This window comes from Arthrobacter gandavensis (genome assembly GCF_015355785.1).
In the GTDB taxonomy this organism is placed as follows: domain Bacteria; phylum Actinomycetota; class Actinomycetes; order Actinomycetales; family Micrococcaceae; genus Arthrobacter_B; species Arthrobacter_B gandavensis_A.
This window is the reverse complement of the sequence record NZ_JADKYW010000005.1, coordinates 862,510-878,416: the sequence shown is the minus strand read 5'-3', so window position 1 is coordinate 878,416 and position 15,907 is coordinate 862,510. Positions and strand designations below refer to the sequence as shown.

General features: G+C 67.6%; 14 protein-coding genes. 8 read left to right on the top strand and 6 right to left on the bottom strand.

The genetic code is table 11. The features are described 5' to 3' along the window. The first annotated feature begins 151 nt into the window (after window positions 1-151). The 3 genes from ITX31_RS09205 to ITX31_RS09195 are packed head-to-tail and all read left to right on the top strand — an operon-like array spanning window position 152 to window position 1,923. Window positions 152-1,138, top strand: coding sequence for a pirin family protein (locus tag ITX31_RS09205; RefSeq protein WP_194783092.1), 987 nt, complete (start codon window positions 152-154; stop codon window positions 1,136-1,138). A gap of 15 nt (window positions 1,139-1,153) precedes the next feature. Further along, window positions 1,154-1,471: a GNAT family N-acetyltransferase gene (locus ITX31_RS09200; protein WP_194783091.1), complete on the top strand. Its 318-nt coding sequence runs from the start codon at window positions 1,154-1,156 to the stop codon at window positions 1,469-1,471. Next, window positions 1,468-1,923, top strand: a complete 456-nt coding sequence (locus ITX31_RS09195; protein WP_228529117.1) for a carboxymuconolactone decarboxylase family protein — start codon at window positions 1,468-1,470, stop codon at window positions 1,921-1,923. The genes ITX31_RS09200 and ITX31_RS09195 overlap by 4 nt, the downstream gene beginning before the upstream one ends. Before the next feature lie 63 nt (window positions 1,924-1,986). Here ITX31_RS09195 and ITX31_RS09190 read toward each other — a convergent pair whose 3' ends face one another. Next, window positions 1,987-3,444: a benzaldehyde dehydrogenase gene (locus ITX31_RS09190; protein ID WP_194783090.1), complete on the bottom strand. Its 1,458-nt coding sequence runs from the start codon at window positions 3,442-3,444 to the stop codon at window positions 1,987-1,989. A 210-nt stretch (window positions 3,445-3,654) separates the two neighbouring features. Between ITX31_RS09190 and ITX31_RS09185 the strand changes: the two genes are divergently transcribed. Continuing rightward, window positions 3,655-5,445 carry a thiamine pyrophosphate-requiring protein gene (locus tag ITX31_RS09185; RefSeq protein ID WP_194783089.1) on the top strand — a complete coding sequence of 597 codons (1,791 nt, stop codon included), beginning with the start codon at window positions 3,655-3,657 and terminating at the stop codon, window positions 5,443-5,445. On the opposite strand, the gene ITX31_RS09180 is transcribed toward ITX31_RS09185, so the two are convergent. The 5 genes from ITX31_RS09180 to ITX31_RS09160 form a co-directional block, all read right to left on the bottom strand. Continuing rightward, complete coding sequence (locus ITX31_RS09180) at window positions 5,442-7,070, bottom strand: 5-oxoprolinase/urea amidolyase family protein (RefSeq protein WP_194783088.1); 1,629 nt, start codon at window positions 7,068-7,070, stop codon at window positions 5,442-5,444. The genes ITX31_RS09185 and ITX31_RS09180 overlap by 4 nt on opposite strands. After that, entirely contained in the window at window positions 7,054-7,812 is a 759-nt protein-coding gene (locus tag ITX31_RS09175) for a LamB/YcsF family protein (protein ID WP_194783087.1), read from the bottom strand. The genes ITX31_RS09180 and ITX31_RS09175 overlap by 17 nt, the downstream gene beginning before the upstream one ends. 140 nt (window positions 7,813-7,952) lie before the next feature. Next, entirely contained in the window at window positions 7,953-9,239 is a 1,287-nt protein-coding gene (locus ITX31_RS09170; protein WP_194783086.1) for an ammonium transporter, read from the bottom strand. A 223-nt stretch (window positions 9,240-9,462) separates the two neighbouring features. Next, window positions 9,463-10,059, bottom strand: a complete 597-nt coding sequence (locus tag ITX31_RS09165; protein ID WP_194783085.1) for an HdeD family acid-resistance protein — start codon at window positions 10,057-10,059, stop codon at window positions 9,463-9,465. A 114-nt stretch (window positions 10,060-10,173) separates the two neighbouring features. Next, complete coding sequence (locus tag ITX31_RS09160) at window positions 10,174-10,851, bottom strand: phosphoribosyltransferase (RefSeq protein ID WP_194783084.1); 678 nt, start codon at window positions 10,849-10,851, stop codon at window positions 10,174-10,176. 121 nt (window positions 10,852-10,972) lie between these two features. On the opposite strand from ITX31_RS09160, the gene ITX31_RS09155 reads away from it, so the two are divergent. The 4 genes from ITX31_RS09155 to ITX31_RS09140 all read left to right on the top strand — a co-directional run bounded on the left by ITX31_RS09155 (window position 10,973) and on the right by ITX31_RS09140 (window position 15,832). Continuing rightward, on the top strand, window positions 10,973-11,725 hold the full coding sequence (locus ITX31_RS09155; protein ID WP_194783083.1) for an SDR family NAD(P)-dependent oxidoreductase: 753 nt from the start codon (window positions 10,973-10,975) through the stop codon (window positions 11,723-11,725). A 131-nt stretch (window positions 11,726-11,856) separates the two neighbouring features. Next, window positions 11,857-13,182, top strand: coding sequence for a M20 family metallopeptidase (locus ITX31_RS09150; RefSeq protein WP_194783082.1), 1,326 nt, complete (start codon window positions 11,857-11,859; stop codon window positions 13,180-13,182). Between the two features lie 83 nt (window positions 13,183-13,265). Beyond that, complete coding sequence (locus tag ITX31_RS09145) at window positions 13,266-14,834, top strand: AbgT family transporter (RefSeq protein WP_194783081.1); 1,569 nt, start codon at window positions 13,266-13,268, stop codon at window positions 14,832-14,834. Between the two features lie 41 nt (window positions 14,835-14,875). Then, entirely contained in the window at window positions 14,876-15,832 is a 957-nt protein-coding gene (locus ITX31_RS09140; protein WP_194783080.1) for an ATP-grasp domain-containing protein, read from the top strand. The last annotated feature ends 75 nt before the right edge of the window (window positions 15,833-15,907 follow it).

Sequence of the window (15,907 nt, the reverse complement as noted above, 5' to 3'; positions counted from 1 at the left end):
CGCCGAGATGGCAGAAACGGCTCGTATGGAGCCCCATACGAGCCGTTTCTGCCATCTCGATCGGGGAGGGAGCCAAATCCGCACACACTTAGATGCATATGCATGTACCATTGAGGACTAGGGCTGTCATAGGAAGGGGAATGGGAGAGGCATGAGCAACGTCGAAACTGCCCCGGTGGAGGTGGAATGCGCCAGTACCCCCGCCGCCGACGTCGAAATCCACGCGCCCCGAAATGTGCCGCTCGGCGGACCCCGTGCCATGCCCGTCCGCCGCACGCTGCCCCAGCGCAGCCGCAGCCTGATTGGCGCGTGGTGCTTCGTGGACCATTACGGGCCCGACGCCGTCGCGCGCACCGGCGGAATGGTGGTGCCTCCCCATCCGCACACCGGGCTGCAGACCGTCAGCTGGCTCTTCACCGGCGAAATAGAGCACCGTGACAGCACCGGCGCCCATGCCATGGTCCGTCCCGGCGAGCTCAACCTGATGACCGCCGGCCGCGGCATCGCCCACTCCGAGGTGTCCACGCCGCAGACCAGCATCCTGCATGGCGTCCAGCTGTGGCTGGCCCTGCCGGAAGCGTCCCGGCACACCGATCCGCGCTTTGAGCACTATGCCCCCGAACCCGCCGCCGGCCCCGGGTGGGAGGCGCGGGTTTTCCTGGGCGAACTTGCCGGATCCTCCTCCCCGGTCCGCACGCATTCGCCGATCGTCGGGGCGGAGATCCTCCTGGAGCCGGGCACAGTCCTGGACCTCGACGCAGACCACCGGTTCGAGTACGGGCTGCTCGCTGACACTGGGAACCTGCACTTCCAGGGCGCTGCCGTCGCCCCCGGGGAGCTGGCCTGCGTGCCGCCGGGACGCACCGCCCTGCGGATCGCCGCTCCGGCGGAGTCGCCTGTTCGAGCCATCCTGCTCGGCGGTGAACCGCTGGGCGAAACCATTGTCATGTGGTGGAACTTCATTGGCCGCAGCCACGAGGAAATTGTCCGGTATCGCCGCGACTGGCAGCAGCACCTTGGCATCGAAACCCATCCCGGAACGGAGCCCGCCGCCCGGTTCATGACCGTGCCGAATGATCCGCTGCCGCCGCTGCCGGCACCTGTCCTGCCCAACGCCCGGCTGCGTCCGCGCAGCTGAAGAGAGGGGAACGAAATGAAGATCCAGCACAACCCCGGGAAGCAGCGCTACGAAGCGATTGACGACGCCGGCACGGTTGCCGGGTTCGCGGCCTACCGCGACCGTCCGGGAAGCCGGGCGTTCACGCACACCGAGGTCTCTGATGACCACGAAGGCCAGGGGGTCGGTTCGCAGCTGGCCCGCTTCGCCGTCGAAGATGTGCGCGACGCCGGACTCCGGCTGGCCCCGTTCTGTCCCTTCATTGCCCGCTGGCTTACGAAGCATCCGGAGTACACCGGATTCGTGGATTGGCCGAAGACCGCTGAACACAGGAACGGGGAGTCAGCACGTTGAGCGAGAAGGTCTTTATCGACAAGCAGCACCGCCCGGTCTACCAGGCCATGGCTGCCACCGCTGCGTCCATCCGGAGCGCGGCCGAAGAAGCCGGTCTGGGCCGCATCGTCATGGAACTGGTCAACGTGCGCGTTTCACAGCTCAACGGCTGCGCCTTCTGCTTGGATCTGCATACGCGCCAGTCCCTCGAAGCCGGGGAAAGTGAACAGCGGCTCGCTGTCCTGCCTGCCTGGCGGGACACCGCCCTCTTCGATGAGACGGAGCGGGCAGCCCTGGGGCTTGCCGAAGCACTGACGCAGCTCTCGGGCGGCGCAGAGCGGGAAGGTGTTTTCGCCGGGTACCGGGCACAGCTCAGCGCGGAGCAGTTCTCCGTGATTAGCTGGGCAGCGATTGCGATCAACGCCTTCAACCGGGTTTCCATCATCAGCGGCCACCCGGTACGAAAACGCTAGGGTGCACTGAGGGCCGGGTCTCCGGCAAGCTGTCCTGCCGGAGACCCGGGCCTTGAAGCATCCCTAGAACGGATAGGGGGCGATCTTCGGCCGCATGGTCAGCCACTGGACTTCGGTGAACGCCTCAATGTTGGCTGCAGCGCCGCCGAAGCGTGAACCGGTACCAGAGGCGCCCATGCCTCCGAACGGAGAGTTGGCCTCATCCGACACCGTCTGTTCGTTGATGTGCACCTTGCCGGAAACCACGCGGTCGGCAACTTCCATGGCCAGGCCCACGTCACCCAGGATTCCCACGGACAGCGCATACTCCGACGCATTGGTCAGCTCGATCGCCTCCTCCACTGAGGAGAAAGCCAGGACGGGAGCCACCGGGCCAAAGATCTCCTGCGTCCAGGCCGGGTTGTCCGGGGTCAGACCGGTCAGCACGGTGGGGGAGTAGAACAGGCCCTCGTAGGTGCCGCCGGCGGCGATCTGCGCTCCTGAGTCCTTCGCCTCGCGTACCAGCCGGTCAATGTTGTCCCGCTGCCGTTCGTCGATGATCGGGCCCAGGGCCACCTGTCCGCTTGCCGGGTCGCCGACCGGCAGGTGCTTCGCCTTTTCCGCCAGCCGTGCCGTGTACTCCTCCACCAGGGACTCGTGGACCAGGTGCCGCCCGGTGGTCATGCAGATCTGTCCCTGGTGCAGGAAGGAACCAAACGCGCCTGCGGAAGCAGCGAGGTCAAGGTCCGCGCCTGGAAGCACGATGAGCGCGTTGTTGCCGCCCAGTTCCAGGTGGGCCCGCTTGAGCAGGCGCCCCGCGGCCTCACCTACCTTCCGGCCCGCCGCCGTCGAACCGGTAAAGGAGATGACGCGCACTTCCGGTGCTTCCACGAGGGCCTGGCCCACGTCCGCACCGCCGGGCAGCAGCTGCAGCAGGCCGGGGGGCAGCCCGGCTTCCTCGAAGACCCGCATGATGACGACGCCGCCGGAGACGGTGGTGCGGGGGTCCGGCTTGAGCAGCACCGCGTTGCCAAGTGCCAGGGCCGGGGCTACTGAACGGATCGAGAGGATCAGCGGGAAGTTGAACGGAGAAATAACCGAGACGACGCCGGCGGGCCGCCGCCGGGCGAAGGACCAGCGGTCCTCGTTGCTGGTCAGCACGTCTCCTGCAGGGTGGGCCGGCAGGGCTGCGGCGTGGAAGCACTCGTTGGCGGCTACGTGGGTCTCGAGGCCCGCCTTGGCATCGATTCCGCCGGTTTCACGCATGATCCAGCCCTGGATTTCCTGCGCATGGTCTTCAAACAACTGGCCGGCCCTGCGCAGAACGGCAGCGCGGACCTCTGGCTTGGTCCGTGCCCATTCCTGCTGGGCAGCTGCGGCCCTGGCCGAGGCGGAGAGGGCATCCGCGCGGTTGGCCAGGCCCGCGGAGCCAAGGGTCGAACCGGTAGCGGGTTCGAGCACGTCCATGGTGCCGCCGGAGCCCGTGGTCCAGGAGTCGGTGTGGATTTTGCCGTGCCAGACGGAGGTGGTGAGGAGGGACATTGCTGCTCCTTGTCATCGGTGTGTAGAGGTGCCGGGAACGTGTTGCGGGTGGCCCCTAGGGTACGCCCAGAGTGACGCCTGTCACGTCACGTGACGCGGACCGTGCACCCACACCGCGGCCCGCCCGGGAGGCACCCCGCTTGGCCCCCCGTCCGTGCCATGGGATAGTGGCAGGCAATCCAGTAAGCATGCTGACTAATGGAGGTTTCCATGGCAGAACGGCTCGTTGCAGATGTGATCGTCGAAAGGCTGCAGGCCTGGGGCGTTGACCGGATCTTTGGCTACAGCGGCGACGGAATCAATACCGTGCTCGGTGCCCTGAGACGCTCCGGATCCCCGGAATTCGTGCAGGCCCGGCATGAGGAAAACGCCGCCTTCATGGCCGTGGGCCACGCAAAGTACACCGGCCGGCCAGGGGTCATGCTCTCCACCCAGGGCCCCGGTGCCGTACACCTGCTCAACGGCCTGTATGACGCGAAGATGGACAGCGTGCCCGTGGTCGCGATCATCGGCCAGCAGTCCCGCAGCGTCCTGGGCTCCGCCTACATGCAGGAAATCGACCTGCTCAACCTCACGCGCGACGTCGCTTCCTCCTTCCGCCAGCAGGTCAACAGCCCGGAACAGCTCCCCCTGGTGCTGGACCGGGCGTTCAAGGCGGCGCTCGCGGACCGGGCCCCCGCCGTCGTCATCATTCCGCACGACATCCAGCAGGCCCCCGCCCCGGAGCTGGAACAGGAACACGGAATCGTTACCAGTGCCCCGGTGTGGAGTCCGCCGAACCTGGTGCCGGCGAGCGCAGATCTCGAGGCAGCTGCGGCGGTCATCAACGACGGCGAGCGGGTGGCCTTCCTCGTCGGGCAGGGTGCACGCGGCGCCTGGCCGCAGGTCAAGGCACTCGCGGAGAAGACCGGCGCAGGGATCACGACGTCGCTGATGGGCAAGCCGTACGTGGATGAGTCCCATCCGCTGGCAGCCGGAGTGATGGGACATCTGGGCACCAGCGCCAGCGGGTATGTGCTGGGGGAGTGCGACACCCTGGTGATCATCGGCTCCAACGATCCGTGGACGGAGTTCTATCCGCCGCCCGGGGCAGCACGGGCGGTGCAGATCGACGTCGATGCCGCCGCGATCGGCAACCGGTACCCGGTGGAGACGGCAGTGACAGGCGACGCAGCAGCCGCCCTGGAGGGCCTGCTTCCGCTGGTCACCGAACGCAGCGGATCCCCCTGGCGCACCGCCGTCGAAACAGCAGTGCAGGACTGGCAGCAGCTGGCCGCCGAGCGTGCGGCGACTCCGGCCAGCCCGGTGAACCCGGAACTGGCGGTGCGGGAGCTGAGCCGCCGCCTGCCGGATAACGCGCAGGTGGCCGTGGACGTCGGCAGCAGTGTGTACTGGTACGCGCGGCAGCTGCGCCTGCCCGTCGGCGTCCCGGCGCATCTGTCCAGCACGCTGGCGAGCATGGGCTGTGCCATTCCCTACGGACTGGCAGCAAAACTGGCAGCACCGGACAGGCCGGTAGTGGCGCTCTCCGGTGACGGAGCCATGCAGATGGCCGGGCTGTCCGAGCTCATCACGGTGAGCAGGCTGTGGCCGCGCTGGGCGGATCCCCGGTTTGTGCTCATGGTGCTGAACAACCGCGAGCTGGCCGAGGTGACCTGGGAGCAGCGTGAGATGGAAGGCGACCCGCGGTTCGACCAGAGCCAGGCGCTGCCGGACTTCTCCTACGCGGCCTACGCCGAGCTGCTGGGACTGCAGGGCATCCGGGTGGAGGATTCCGCGCAGATCGGACCGGCCTGGGATGCGGCGCTGGACGCGGACCGTCCGGTGCTGATTGAGGTCCTTTCCGATCCGGACGTACCGCTGCTTCCGCCGTTCCCCGCCGGACGCAGCAAGGGACAGGACATGATGGACGCCTTGGAGAAGGAAGGGCCGGATACCGCTCATGCCCGCGAACTGCTTCAGCAGTACCTGCGCCAGGAAGAGGAACTAGCCGGTTCCTAGCCGGCGGGTGCGGTGGGGATAAACCGGACGGCGGAGCCGGGGCGCAGCTGTGCTGCCGTGTCCAGGTCCGCCTCCACGACGACGCCGATCACCGGATATCCTCCCGTCACCGGGGCGTCGGCCAGGAACAGGATCGGAAGGCCGGACGGCGGCACTTGCACCGAGCCGGGGAGCACTGCTTCGCTGGCGAGTTCGCCGGTTTCACGGTCCGTCAGGGCCTCGCCCTCGAACCGGATGCCCACGCGGTTGGACCTCTCGCCCACGGTCCAGGTTCGGGATTCGAAGGCGCTGGTTCCTTCCGCGCCGAACCAGTCCTGCCGGGGACCGGGTATGTAGCGCAGCTCCGTGGTCGCTTCGCCGGGCAGGGGAGGGGGCGTTTCCGGGTGCCCGACGGCGGTGCCAGGGTCCCCGCCCACGCCAAGCAGGTCTCCGGGCCGGAGCGGCCGTGGCCCGAGGCCGGCCAGGGTATCGGTGGACCGGCTGCCCAGTACGGGTGTGGCCTGGAGCCCGCCGCGGAATCCGACGTAGGACCGCAGTCCCGCAGCGGGAGCGCCCAGGGCCAGGTGGCAGCCGGCGCGCAGCACGAAGGCCCGGTCCACGCCCGCGGTTCGTTCCGCGCCGTCGGGCAACACGATTCTGAGCGGCGCGGCCGCACCGGTGACGGCCAGCACCAGGTCCTGCTCTGCGCGCAGGTGCAGGCCGCCGAACAGGACTTCCAGTCCGGCAGCGCCGGGCGGATTGCCGGTGAGGCGGTTGGCCCGAAGCAGCGCGGACCTGTCCGCGGCACCGGACCGGCTGACCCCTATGTGGCTCAGGGCGGGACGCCCAAGATCCTGCACGGTTGCCAGCGGGCCGGCAGCGAGGACTGTTGCGGCCGGCCGGAAAACCGGCTCAGTGCCAGTGCCAGTGCCAGTGGCGTGGGCACCGGCGCGGGGCGTCTGCTGCGCTGCCGGCTCGGAAACCTGTACCCGCTCCCGGACCGGAACGAAACGTACCCGCGTTCCGGGGGAGATCAGCGCCGGGAACTCGCGTTCAAGGTCCCACAGAGCCGCGGATGTACGGCCGATGAGCTGCCAGCCGCCGGGCGAGACTCCTGGATAGGCCGCGGAATACTCGCCGGCCAGGGCCACCGCGCCGGCAGGGACGGTGGTGCGCGGCTCTTCGCGGCGGGGCACCTCCAGCTGCCGGCCCCCGCCCGTCAGGTAGGCGAATCCGGGAGCGAAACCGCAGAACGCAGCGGTCCACAGAGCGGCCGCATGGGCCTGGACCACTGCCTGCGCGGATCCGAGTCCGGTCAGCCGGGCGACGTCGTCAAGATCCTCGCCGTCATAGATCGTCGGAAGCTCCACCAGGGGAGTATCCGCGCCGCGTTCCTGACCGTTCCCCGGTTCAAGCAGCGCCGCGGGTCCGGCGGCCTGCCTTGCCTGCGCAGCGGTGGCAAAACGGAGCAGTACCGTCCGCGCTGCCGGAACTGCCTCAACCTGGCCGGGCAGAGGCACTGCGGAAAGTGTCCGGTGCAGGGCAGCGGCTTCGGTGGTGCCTGCCGTTTCCAGCAGCAGCGCGCGCTCGCCGGCCGGGCGGACAGCCAGTGCGGGAGCGGCCCGCGGGCTAGGCGAAGCTGGCAATTCTTACGCCGCCGGCCTCAAGAGCACTGCGCACGGACTGTCCCATGGCAACTGCTCCGGGGGTATCCCCATGAACGCAGATACTGTCCGCGGCAACGTCGATGACGGTGCCGTCCGCGGTCTGGATCTTGCCGTCCAGGGCGAGGCGCAGCGCGTGGTCCGTGATCTCCGAAAGGTCCGTCAGTACGGCGCCGGGCAGGGTCCGCGAAACCAGGCTTCCATCCGGGTTGTAGGCACGGTCCGCGAACGCTTCGGCGATGGTCCGGAGCCCGGACTGTGCCGCCAGCTGCTCGACGACGGACCCAGGCAGCACCACCAGCGGCAGGTTCGGGTCCACGGCGCAGAGCGCATCAATCACCGCCCCGGCCTGCACCGGGTCCACCGCTATGCGGTTGTACAGGGCGCCGTGCGGCTTGACGTACCGGACCTCGGTTCCGGCTGCCCGGGCAAGGGACTGCAGGGCGCCGATCTGGTAGATCACTTCCCCGGTCAGTTCGGCCGCATCCACATCCAGAGCGCGCCGGCCAAAACCGGACAGGTCCCGGTACCCGGGGTGTGCGCCGACGGCGGTGCCGGCCTGTGCGGCAGCGAGGCAGGCCGCGTACATGGTACTGGCGTCCCCGGCATGGAAGCCACAGGCCACGTTGGCGCTTGAGACAGCGCTGATCATGGCGGCGTCATCGCCAAGGGACCACCGGCCAAAGGACTCACCGACGTCGGCGTTGAGGTCGATCGTGGCCATGCGGGGAAGTCCTTCCTGGACGGATACCTGGCTCCCAGCTTCGCGCTTTCCGCGGCCAACTTCAACACGTGTCCTGGCGAGGCAGGACCCCGGCCCGGTGGAGTCACGGGTGCGCGGAACCCGCCGGGCCGGAGTATCTTCTAATGCCTGATAGGAGCGCCGAGTTCCGCAGGTTCGTCCTCATTCAGGTACGCCGACTCCGAGTGGGCGGCCATGTCGATGCCGCGGACCTCGTGCTCTTCCGGGACCCGCAGCCCCATCGCCAGGTCCAGGACCTTCGCGATCGCCCAGGTGAGCACAAAGGAGTAAGCCAGGACCGCAACCGTGGCGACCGACTGGATGCCCAGCAGGGACCAGCCGCCGCGGTAGAACACACCGCTGACACCGTTCGGTGCAGCGGTGGTGGCGAAGAACCCGATCAGCAGGGTTCCGATCACGCCGCCCACGAGGTGCACGCCTACGACGTCGAGCGAATCGTCATAGCCGAGCCGAAACTTCAGCTCGATTGCCAGTGAGCAGACCAGGCCGGCGATTGCACCGATCGCCACGGCTCCCAGCGGGCTGACAGCTCCGCAGGCCGGGGTTATGGCGACCAGCCCGGAAATCAGCCCAGACGCTGCGCCCAGGGTGGAGGAACGGCCCAGCCGCAGCCGTTCCATCAGCGCCCAGCCCAGCAGCCCTGCCGCGGCGGCTACCGCGGTGTTCAGGAACACCACTGCGGCGGTGTGCCCGGCGCTCAGCGCGGAGCCGGCATTGAATCCGTACCATCCCACCCAGAGCAGGCTCGCGCCCAGGATCACCAGCGGCCGGTTGTGCGGCTGGGTGATGGCGTGCGGCCAGCCGCGGCTGCGGCCCAGGACCAGGGCCAGCGCCAGCGCCGCGACACCGGCATTCATGTGGACTGCCGTTCCGCCGGCAAAGTCGATCGCTCCCAGGCTGTTGGCAATCCACCCGCCGGTAACGCTGCCGTCCTCGCTGCTGAACGCAAACACCCAGTGCGCCACCGGGAAATAGACCAGAGAGGCCCACAGCCCGGCGAAGACCATCCAGGCCCCGAACTTCATCCGGCCCGCGGCCGCTCCGGCAACCAGCGCCGTCGTTACACAGGCAAACATCAACTGGAACGCGGCGAACAAGGCGGCCGGAAGCGCGGCGGCAGGATCTTCGGCCAGCAGGCTCTCAAGGCCAAAAAACTCCAGAGGGTTGCCGAGGAGGCCGAGCGGGGTCAGCGAGTTGCCGAAGGCTGCTGAATAGCCGTACAACACCCACAGCACGGCAACGAGGCTGGCGCTGCCGAAACACATCATCATCATGTTGAGGATCCTGCGGGACCCAACCATGCCGCCGTAGAAGAAGGCGATGCCGGGGATCATCATGCAGACCAGTGCGGCGCTGGCAAGCAGCCAGGCGGTGTTTCCAGAGTCCATGGGGCGGCTCCAATCCGGGTGCGTACCGGCCCGTGGCGGCCGGTGCGGGATCTGTACGTTAAGGAGGCCGAGACTGGGATGCGGCCGGGGCCGCACCGCTGTCCTTAGCGTAGGAGCCGGTGTGTTACAGCTGACAGCGCACCAAGGTTAGGGCCGTGTTAACAGCTGCTGGGAAGCCACTGGGTGCTGCCTGAAAGCGGCAGGCTGGAGCTGGAAATGCCGGTTAGGCGGTCCGGACACCGCCGCGTCCGAATGTGATCGCCCGGACCAGCTGCACTACGCCCAGGACCACCAGGAAGATCCCGCCAAAGATCACCAGGGCCGCCAGGGACTCAACCGGCAGGAACAGCACAACGACTCCGGCCACGATGCTGAGGATGCCAAAGACAATCGCGTACCAGCGGGACCCGCCCGATTCTGTTTCCGCCAGGGCCATGATGCCTTCGATGATCCAGGCGATACCCACCAGCATGCCAAGGACGGCCAGTGATGAAAGCGGGTTGCGGATCGCGACGATCCCGACGATGAAGAGCAGCAGCCCCACGATGATGCTGAGCACCCGGAGCCCCGGTGTCAGGGGTGCAGCGATTCCGCTGACCACCCGCAGCGCGCCGGAGATGAGGAAGTACAGGCCAAAGAAGAAGGCGATCACAGACAGCGTGGCTTCCGGCCAGAAGAGGACCAGCAGGCCAAGGACCAGGGACACCGCGCCGACAATGCCGAAACCAGTCCGCACGGCAGAGATGGTCCGGGAAGAAAGTTCGCTGGTATCCAGGCTGAGTCCTTCCCAGCCGAAGAAAGCACCATGGGTCATGGACATGTCGAGCCTCCCGAGCTCTTGAAAATGGTGTCCCCAAACCCTTCCGATTATCCTCCCGGCGCCCTCTACAGGCCAGCATGCCGGGGCGGTTCCGGCCCGGAGGCAGGCGAATGGTCAGGCGATGCCCAGCAGGGCCCGCACCTCATCCTCGCTGGTCTGGCCAAAGCGGAGGTAAGCGGCTCCAACGGCCGGCAGCCCACTGTCCGGCCACGGCAGGACGACGTCGTCAGCCACGGCCGTGAGCGCATCCGCACGGTCGCAGGACATCGGGGCCGCAGCCACCAGCCAGCCGGGATCCAGGCTGCGAACCGCTTCCAGGGCAGCGCGCATGGTGGCGCCGGTGGCAATGCCGTCATCGACCACAATCACCGTTCGCCCGCGGATGTCCTGCACGCTCCGGCCACCGCGGAACCGTTCGGCGCGGCGTTGAAGCTCCTTGCGCTCAGCGGCCAGCACCGTGTCCAGCTCAGCCTGCCCGCGGGCCCCCGCGAAGGACAGCCAAGCGTCCACGATCGTTTCATTCCAGGTTTCCGCCGACGTCCCGCCCGCTTCAGCCACCGCCCCGGCGGCGAGCTCCGGCTGGCGCGGATGGCCGATCTTGCGCACCAGCACCACATCCAGGTCTCCGCCCAGGGCGCCGGCTACTTCCGCGGCCACCGGAACGCCGCCGCGGGGCAGGCCCAGCACCAGCAGTCCGGGACGTCCGCGGTACTCCTCCAGCGCGCCTGCGAGCACCCGGCCGGCATCGGCGCGGTCTGCATAGGGGAACGGGTGGGTGGCCGGGACGGCCATGGCACTCCTGGCAGGGATCGGGGCCTGGTCCTCCCACGGTAAGTGTGTCCCGGCGCGGGAAGCAACGCCCAGCGCAAAGCGTGCGTTGCCAAACCCCCTGCGGACATAGCAGGCTGTCCCAATGACTGAAACGGCAGTAATCACAGGAGCCACCGCAGGGTTGGGGGCAGAGTTCGCCCGCGCCCTGGCGGAACGCGGCTACAACGTAGTTTTGACCGCACGGGACGAGGAGCGCCTCAAGGCCAAGGCCGAAGAGCTCTCCTCCCGCTACCACGTTGAGGCAACGGTGCTGCCCGCAGATCTGTCGACGAAGGACGGCGTGGAGAAGGTTGCCGCACGGGTGGGACGGCCGGACGTCGCCGTCCTCGTCAATAATGCCGGCTACGGGCTGAAGAACGATTTCCATGCCAACCCGGCGCAGGCGGAGGCCGACCACCTGGCCGTGCTGGTCCAGGCCCCGCTGCTGCTCAGCCATGCAGCGATCAACTCGATGCTGGAACGCGGCGGAGGCCGGATCATCAACGTTGCCTCCGTCGCAGGGTTCATTCCGCGCGGAACCTACAGCGCGGCGAAGTCCTGGGTCATCAACTTCAGCCGCTGGGCCAACATCCACTACGCCGGCCGCGGCATCTCCGTAACCGCCGTCTGCCCGGGATTCGTGCACACCGAGTTCCACCAGCGGATGCAGATGGATAAAACGCTCTACCCCAAATGGATGTGGCTGGATGCGGACCGCGTGGTCCGCGAAGGCCTCGCCGATGCCTTCGCGGGCAAGGGAGTTTCCATCCCGTCCAAGCGGTACAAGCTGCTCGCAGCGGTGGGAAGCCGGGGACCGCAGGGCCTCGTGGCCCGGATCGGCGGACGCGGGCGGTAAGGCTGTTTACCGGCGCGGAACCGAATCGCCGGACCGAATAATAGAGCGGACGCGGCGGTAACGGAACCCCCGTACCGCTCCCTTGCTGCAAAGACGATCGTCCGCATTGGATCAGCCGTAGGGTTGCCCCCATGACTGATCCAACGCGGCCAAGCACTGACTACCTGGACTACCTGGACAAGGAAACGCAGTTCCGTGCCCGGCACATCCAGCACGAGGAATCTCCGTTCTCCGGAGCTCCGGGAGCGCTCGCCGACGCAGTCCTGGCCCGGGTGGATGCGCTCGCCCCGGAACTGGCGGACCTGGCTGCGCAGCTGCACCAGGACCCGGAAACCGCCTACCAGGAACACCGCAGCGCCCGCCGCGTGGCGGACCTGCTGGAACGCCACGGGATCGCCGCCGAAGTGGGGGTCCACGGCCTGGACACCGCAGTCCGGGCGCGGGCCGGTTCCGGATCCCCGGTGCTTGCCGTCATGGGTGAATATGATGCGCTTCCGGGGATCGGCCATGCCTGCGGCCATAACGTCATCGCCGCCGCCGGTGCCGGCGCGTTCCTGGCCCTGGCGGAGACCCTCCGGGATGATCCGGACGCATTTCCAGGCACGGTGGTCTTTCTCGGAACTCCGGCAGAGGAAGGCTATTCCGGTAAGGAAGCGATGATCCAGCACGGTGCCGTGGACGGCGTGGACGCTGCGATGATGGTCCACCCGCTGGGGGCCGACGTCGTGGACCAGGTCTGGCTGGGCCGGCGGGTGCTCACGGTGAAGTTCACCGGCGTGGCCGCCCACGCATCCGCCCAGCCCTTCATGGGACGCAACGCGCTCGACGCCGCCACCCTCGCCTACCAGGGGGTGGGCCTGCTGCGGCAGCAGATGCCGCCGTCGGACCGGATCCACGCCATCATCACCGAAGGCGGCGAGCGGCCGAGCATCATCCCGGAATTCGCCGAAATGAAGTTCTACGCCCGGTCCAAGTACCCCGAGACGCTGCGGGAACTCAGCGGCCGCATCGAGGACATTGTCCGCGGAGCAGCGCTCATGACCGGCACCGGGGTGGAGATTGAGTGGGACGGGGAACCGCCGTCGCTCCCCGTGCGCTCCAGCCGCGCCCTAACCGGCCGCTGGCTCTCCGCCCAGCGCCGCCTCGGGCGCAACCCGCTGCCGGCCGGAGTGGTTTCGGAGACGCTGGCGGCATCAACGGACTTCGGCAACGTGAGCTACCGGGTGCCCGGGATCCATCCGCTGATCGCCATCTCCGCTCCGGACGTTGCCCTGCACACCCGCGAATTCGCTTCGGCGGCCGGATCCCCCGCGGCAGCCAAGGGAGCGGCAGACGGCGCCGCCGGCCTGGCGCTGACGGCCCTGGACTACTTCTGCGATCCGGAGCTGCAGCGGGCAGCCGCACAGGAATTCACCGACGCCGGCGGTCCCGTGGACGTCGCCGGTTACTTCGACTGACCGCGCCCTGACCGGCCCGGTGCCCACCGGCCGCCGGACGGGGAACCCCGCCTCAAGGAACCGCACTACCTAAAGGACGCTCCATGACCGCAGCACCCTCCGCTGTCCGTTCCTCCCGAACCGACCGGCTGCTGGCCGGTGTGGAACGGGCGGGAAACAAGCTGCCGGACCCGTTCATCCTTTTCCTGCTGCTCTTCGGCATAGTGGCTGTAGCCTCCACAGCCATGGCCTGGGGAAATGTCAGCGTCACCGTTCCCGGTAGTGATGAGGCCACCCGTATCCGCGGACTGTTCACCGCGGAGGGAATGACCTGGCTCACCACCACGCTGGGGGAGAACTACCTTGGTTTCCCGCCGCTGGCCACGGTGCTGCCGATCCTGCTCGCCGTGGGCGTAGCGGAAAAGTCCGGGCTGCTGGCCGCCATGATCCGCCGCGCCTTCGGCGCCGCCCCGCGCTGGGCCCTGCCCTACGCCGTCGGGCTGGTTGGCGTGGCCGGGTCCATCATGGCGGACGCGGCATTCGTGGTGATTCCGCCGCTGGCCGCGCTGGTCTTCAAGGCTGCGGGGAGGCACCCGGTGGCCGGGCTGCTGGGCGGTTTCGCGGCGGCCGGAGCTGGCTACTCCACGTCCATGCTCGTCACCTCGCTGGATGCCCTGTTCGCCGGAATTACGACGGCGGTGACCGGTTCACTGCCCAACCCCGGTTCGCCGGTCAACCCGGTCTCCAACTACTTCTTCAACGTGGCGTCCTCTGCGGTGCTGATCCTCGCCGCCGGCTTCCTGATTGACAAGGTCCTGGAACCGCGGCTGGTCAAGCAGTCAGTGCCCCGCAGCCGGGATGCCGATGAAGAGGGAACCGCGGCCGGGGAAGTGCTGGACCCGAACCTGACAAAGGTGGAACGGCGGGGCCTGCGCTGGTCCCTGGTGATCGGGGCGCTGGTTGCCGGGATTATTGCCGCTGCGGCGCTGGTGCCGGACTCGCCGTGGCGCAACGAGGACGGCGGGTTCCTGCCCGCGTCCCCGCTGCTCTCTTCGATCGTCTTCATTGTCTTTGTCATGTTCGTGATCCCGGGCATGGTGTACGGCCGAATCACCGGGAGCATGCCCCACGCCCGGGACATTCCCCGCGTGATGGGCCAGTCCATCAAGGAGATGAGCGGGTTCCTGGTCCTGGCTTTCGTGCTGGGCCAGTTCATTGCGCTCTTCAACTGGTCCGGGATCGGCAACTGGATCGCCGTCGCTGGAGCGTCCGGGCTGGAATCAATCGGGCTGACCGGCTATCCGGCCATCCTCGCCTTCATAGTCCTGGCTTCTCTGCTGAACCTGTTCATCATTTCCGGCTCGGCCATGTGGACCCTGATGGCCGCGGTCTTCGTGCCAATGTTTGCGCTCCTGGGCTATGAGCCGGCCTTCGTGCAGGCTGCGTTCCGGGTGGGCGACTCCGCCACCCAGGTGCTCACGCCGCTGAACCCGTACATGATTGTGCTGCTGACGATGCTGCGGCGCTATGAGCCTTCTGCCGGGCTGGGCACGGTCATCTCCCGGATGCTGCCGTTCACCGTGGTGTTCTGGCTGGCCTGGGTGGCCGTGCTGACGGTCTTTTATATCTTTGAGCTGCCCCTCGGTCCGGGTAACGGCATCTTCATCCAGTAGGCTTCCCATTCCGCTCCAACGCTGTTGAAAGGTCTTCCCCCATGGCACTGCCCGTCTACGCCCTGCACGAGAATCCCGAATGGTTCCCTCCCTTCGCCAAGGCCTTCGAAGCCGAGGGGGTCGAAGTGCATGAATGGCTGCTGACGGACGGGGTCCTGGACCTGGATGCAGCGCCGCCGGAAGGAATCTTCTGGTCCCGTATCAGTGCCTCATCCCACACCCGCGGTCACAACCTCTCAAAGGACTATGCCCGGGCAGTGCTGGCCTGGCTGGAGGCGCATGGCCGGCGCACGGTCAACGGCCGGCGGGTGCTGGAACTCGAAATGAGCAAGGTGGACCAGCTCACCGCGCTGCGCGCGGCAGGCATCGAGACGCCCCGCACGGTGGCTGCGGTTGGCCGGAACCAGATCCTGGCCGCTGCCAAGGAATTCCCGGTGCCGTTCATCCTGAAGCACAACCAGGGCGGCAAGGGCCTGGGAGTGCGCAAGTTCGAATCCCACGGCGAGCTGGCCGACTACGCTGCCTCCGAAGAATTCGAGGAACCCCAGGACGGCATTACCCTGGTCCAGGAATTCATCCAGGCGGCTGAACCGTCCATTAGCAGGGTGGAACTGGTAGGCGGGAAGTTCGTCTACGCCATCCAGGCGGACACCGCCCGCGGCGGCTTCCAGCTTTGCCCCGCGGATGCCTGTGCCATCGATCCGGCCACTGGTACGCCCATCATGCCCCCCGGAGCATCCATTGCGCCGGATCCCGATACCCAGCTGTTCAGCCTGCGGGAAGGGTTCGACCACCCGGTCATTAGCCGGTACGAGGAGTTTGCCCGGCGAATGAACCTTGAAGTCTGCGGCATTGAGTTCATCGAGGCGGCGGACGGCCGGGTGCTGACCTATGACGTGAATACCAACACCAATTACAACGCAGTGGTCGACGCCGCAGCCCCGGTGTCCGCCCCGCGTCAGCTGGCGCGGTACCTGGGAGGGCTCGCGGCCGAATAGTCCGGAGTCCCCGGTGCTTTCACCGCCCATGCGGTGACTGGAATATAGTCGGAAAGTACCGAACCTAAGGAGCTC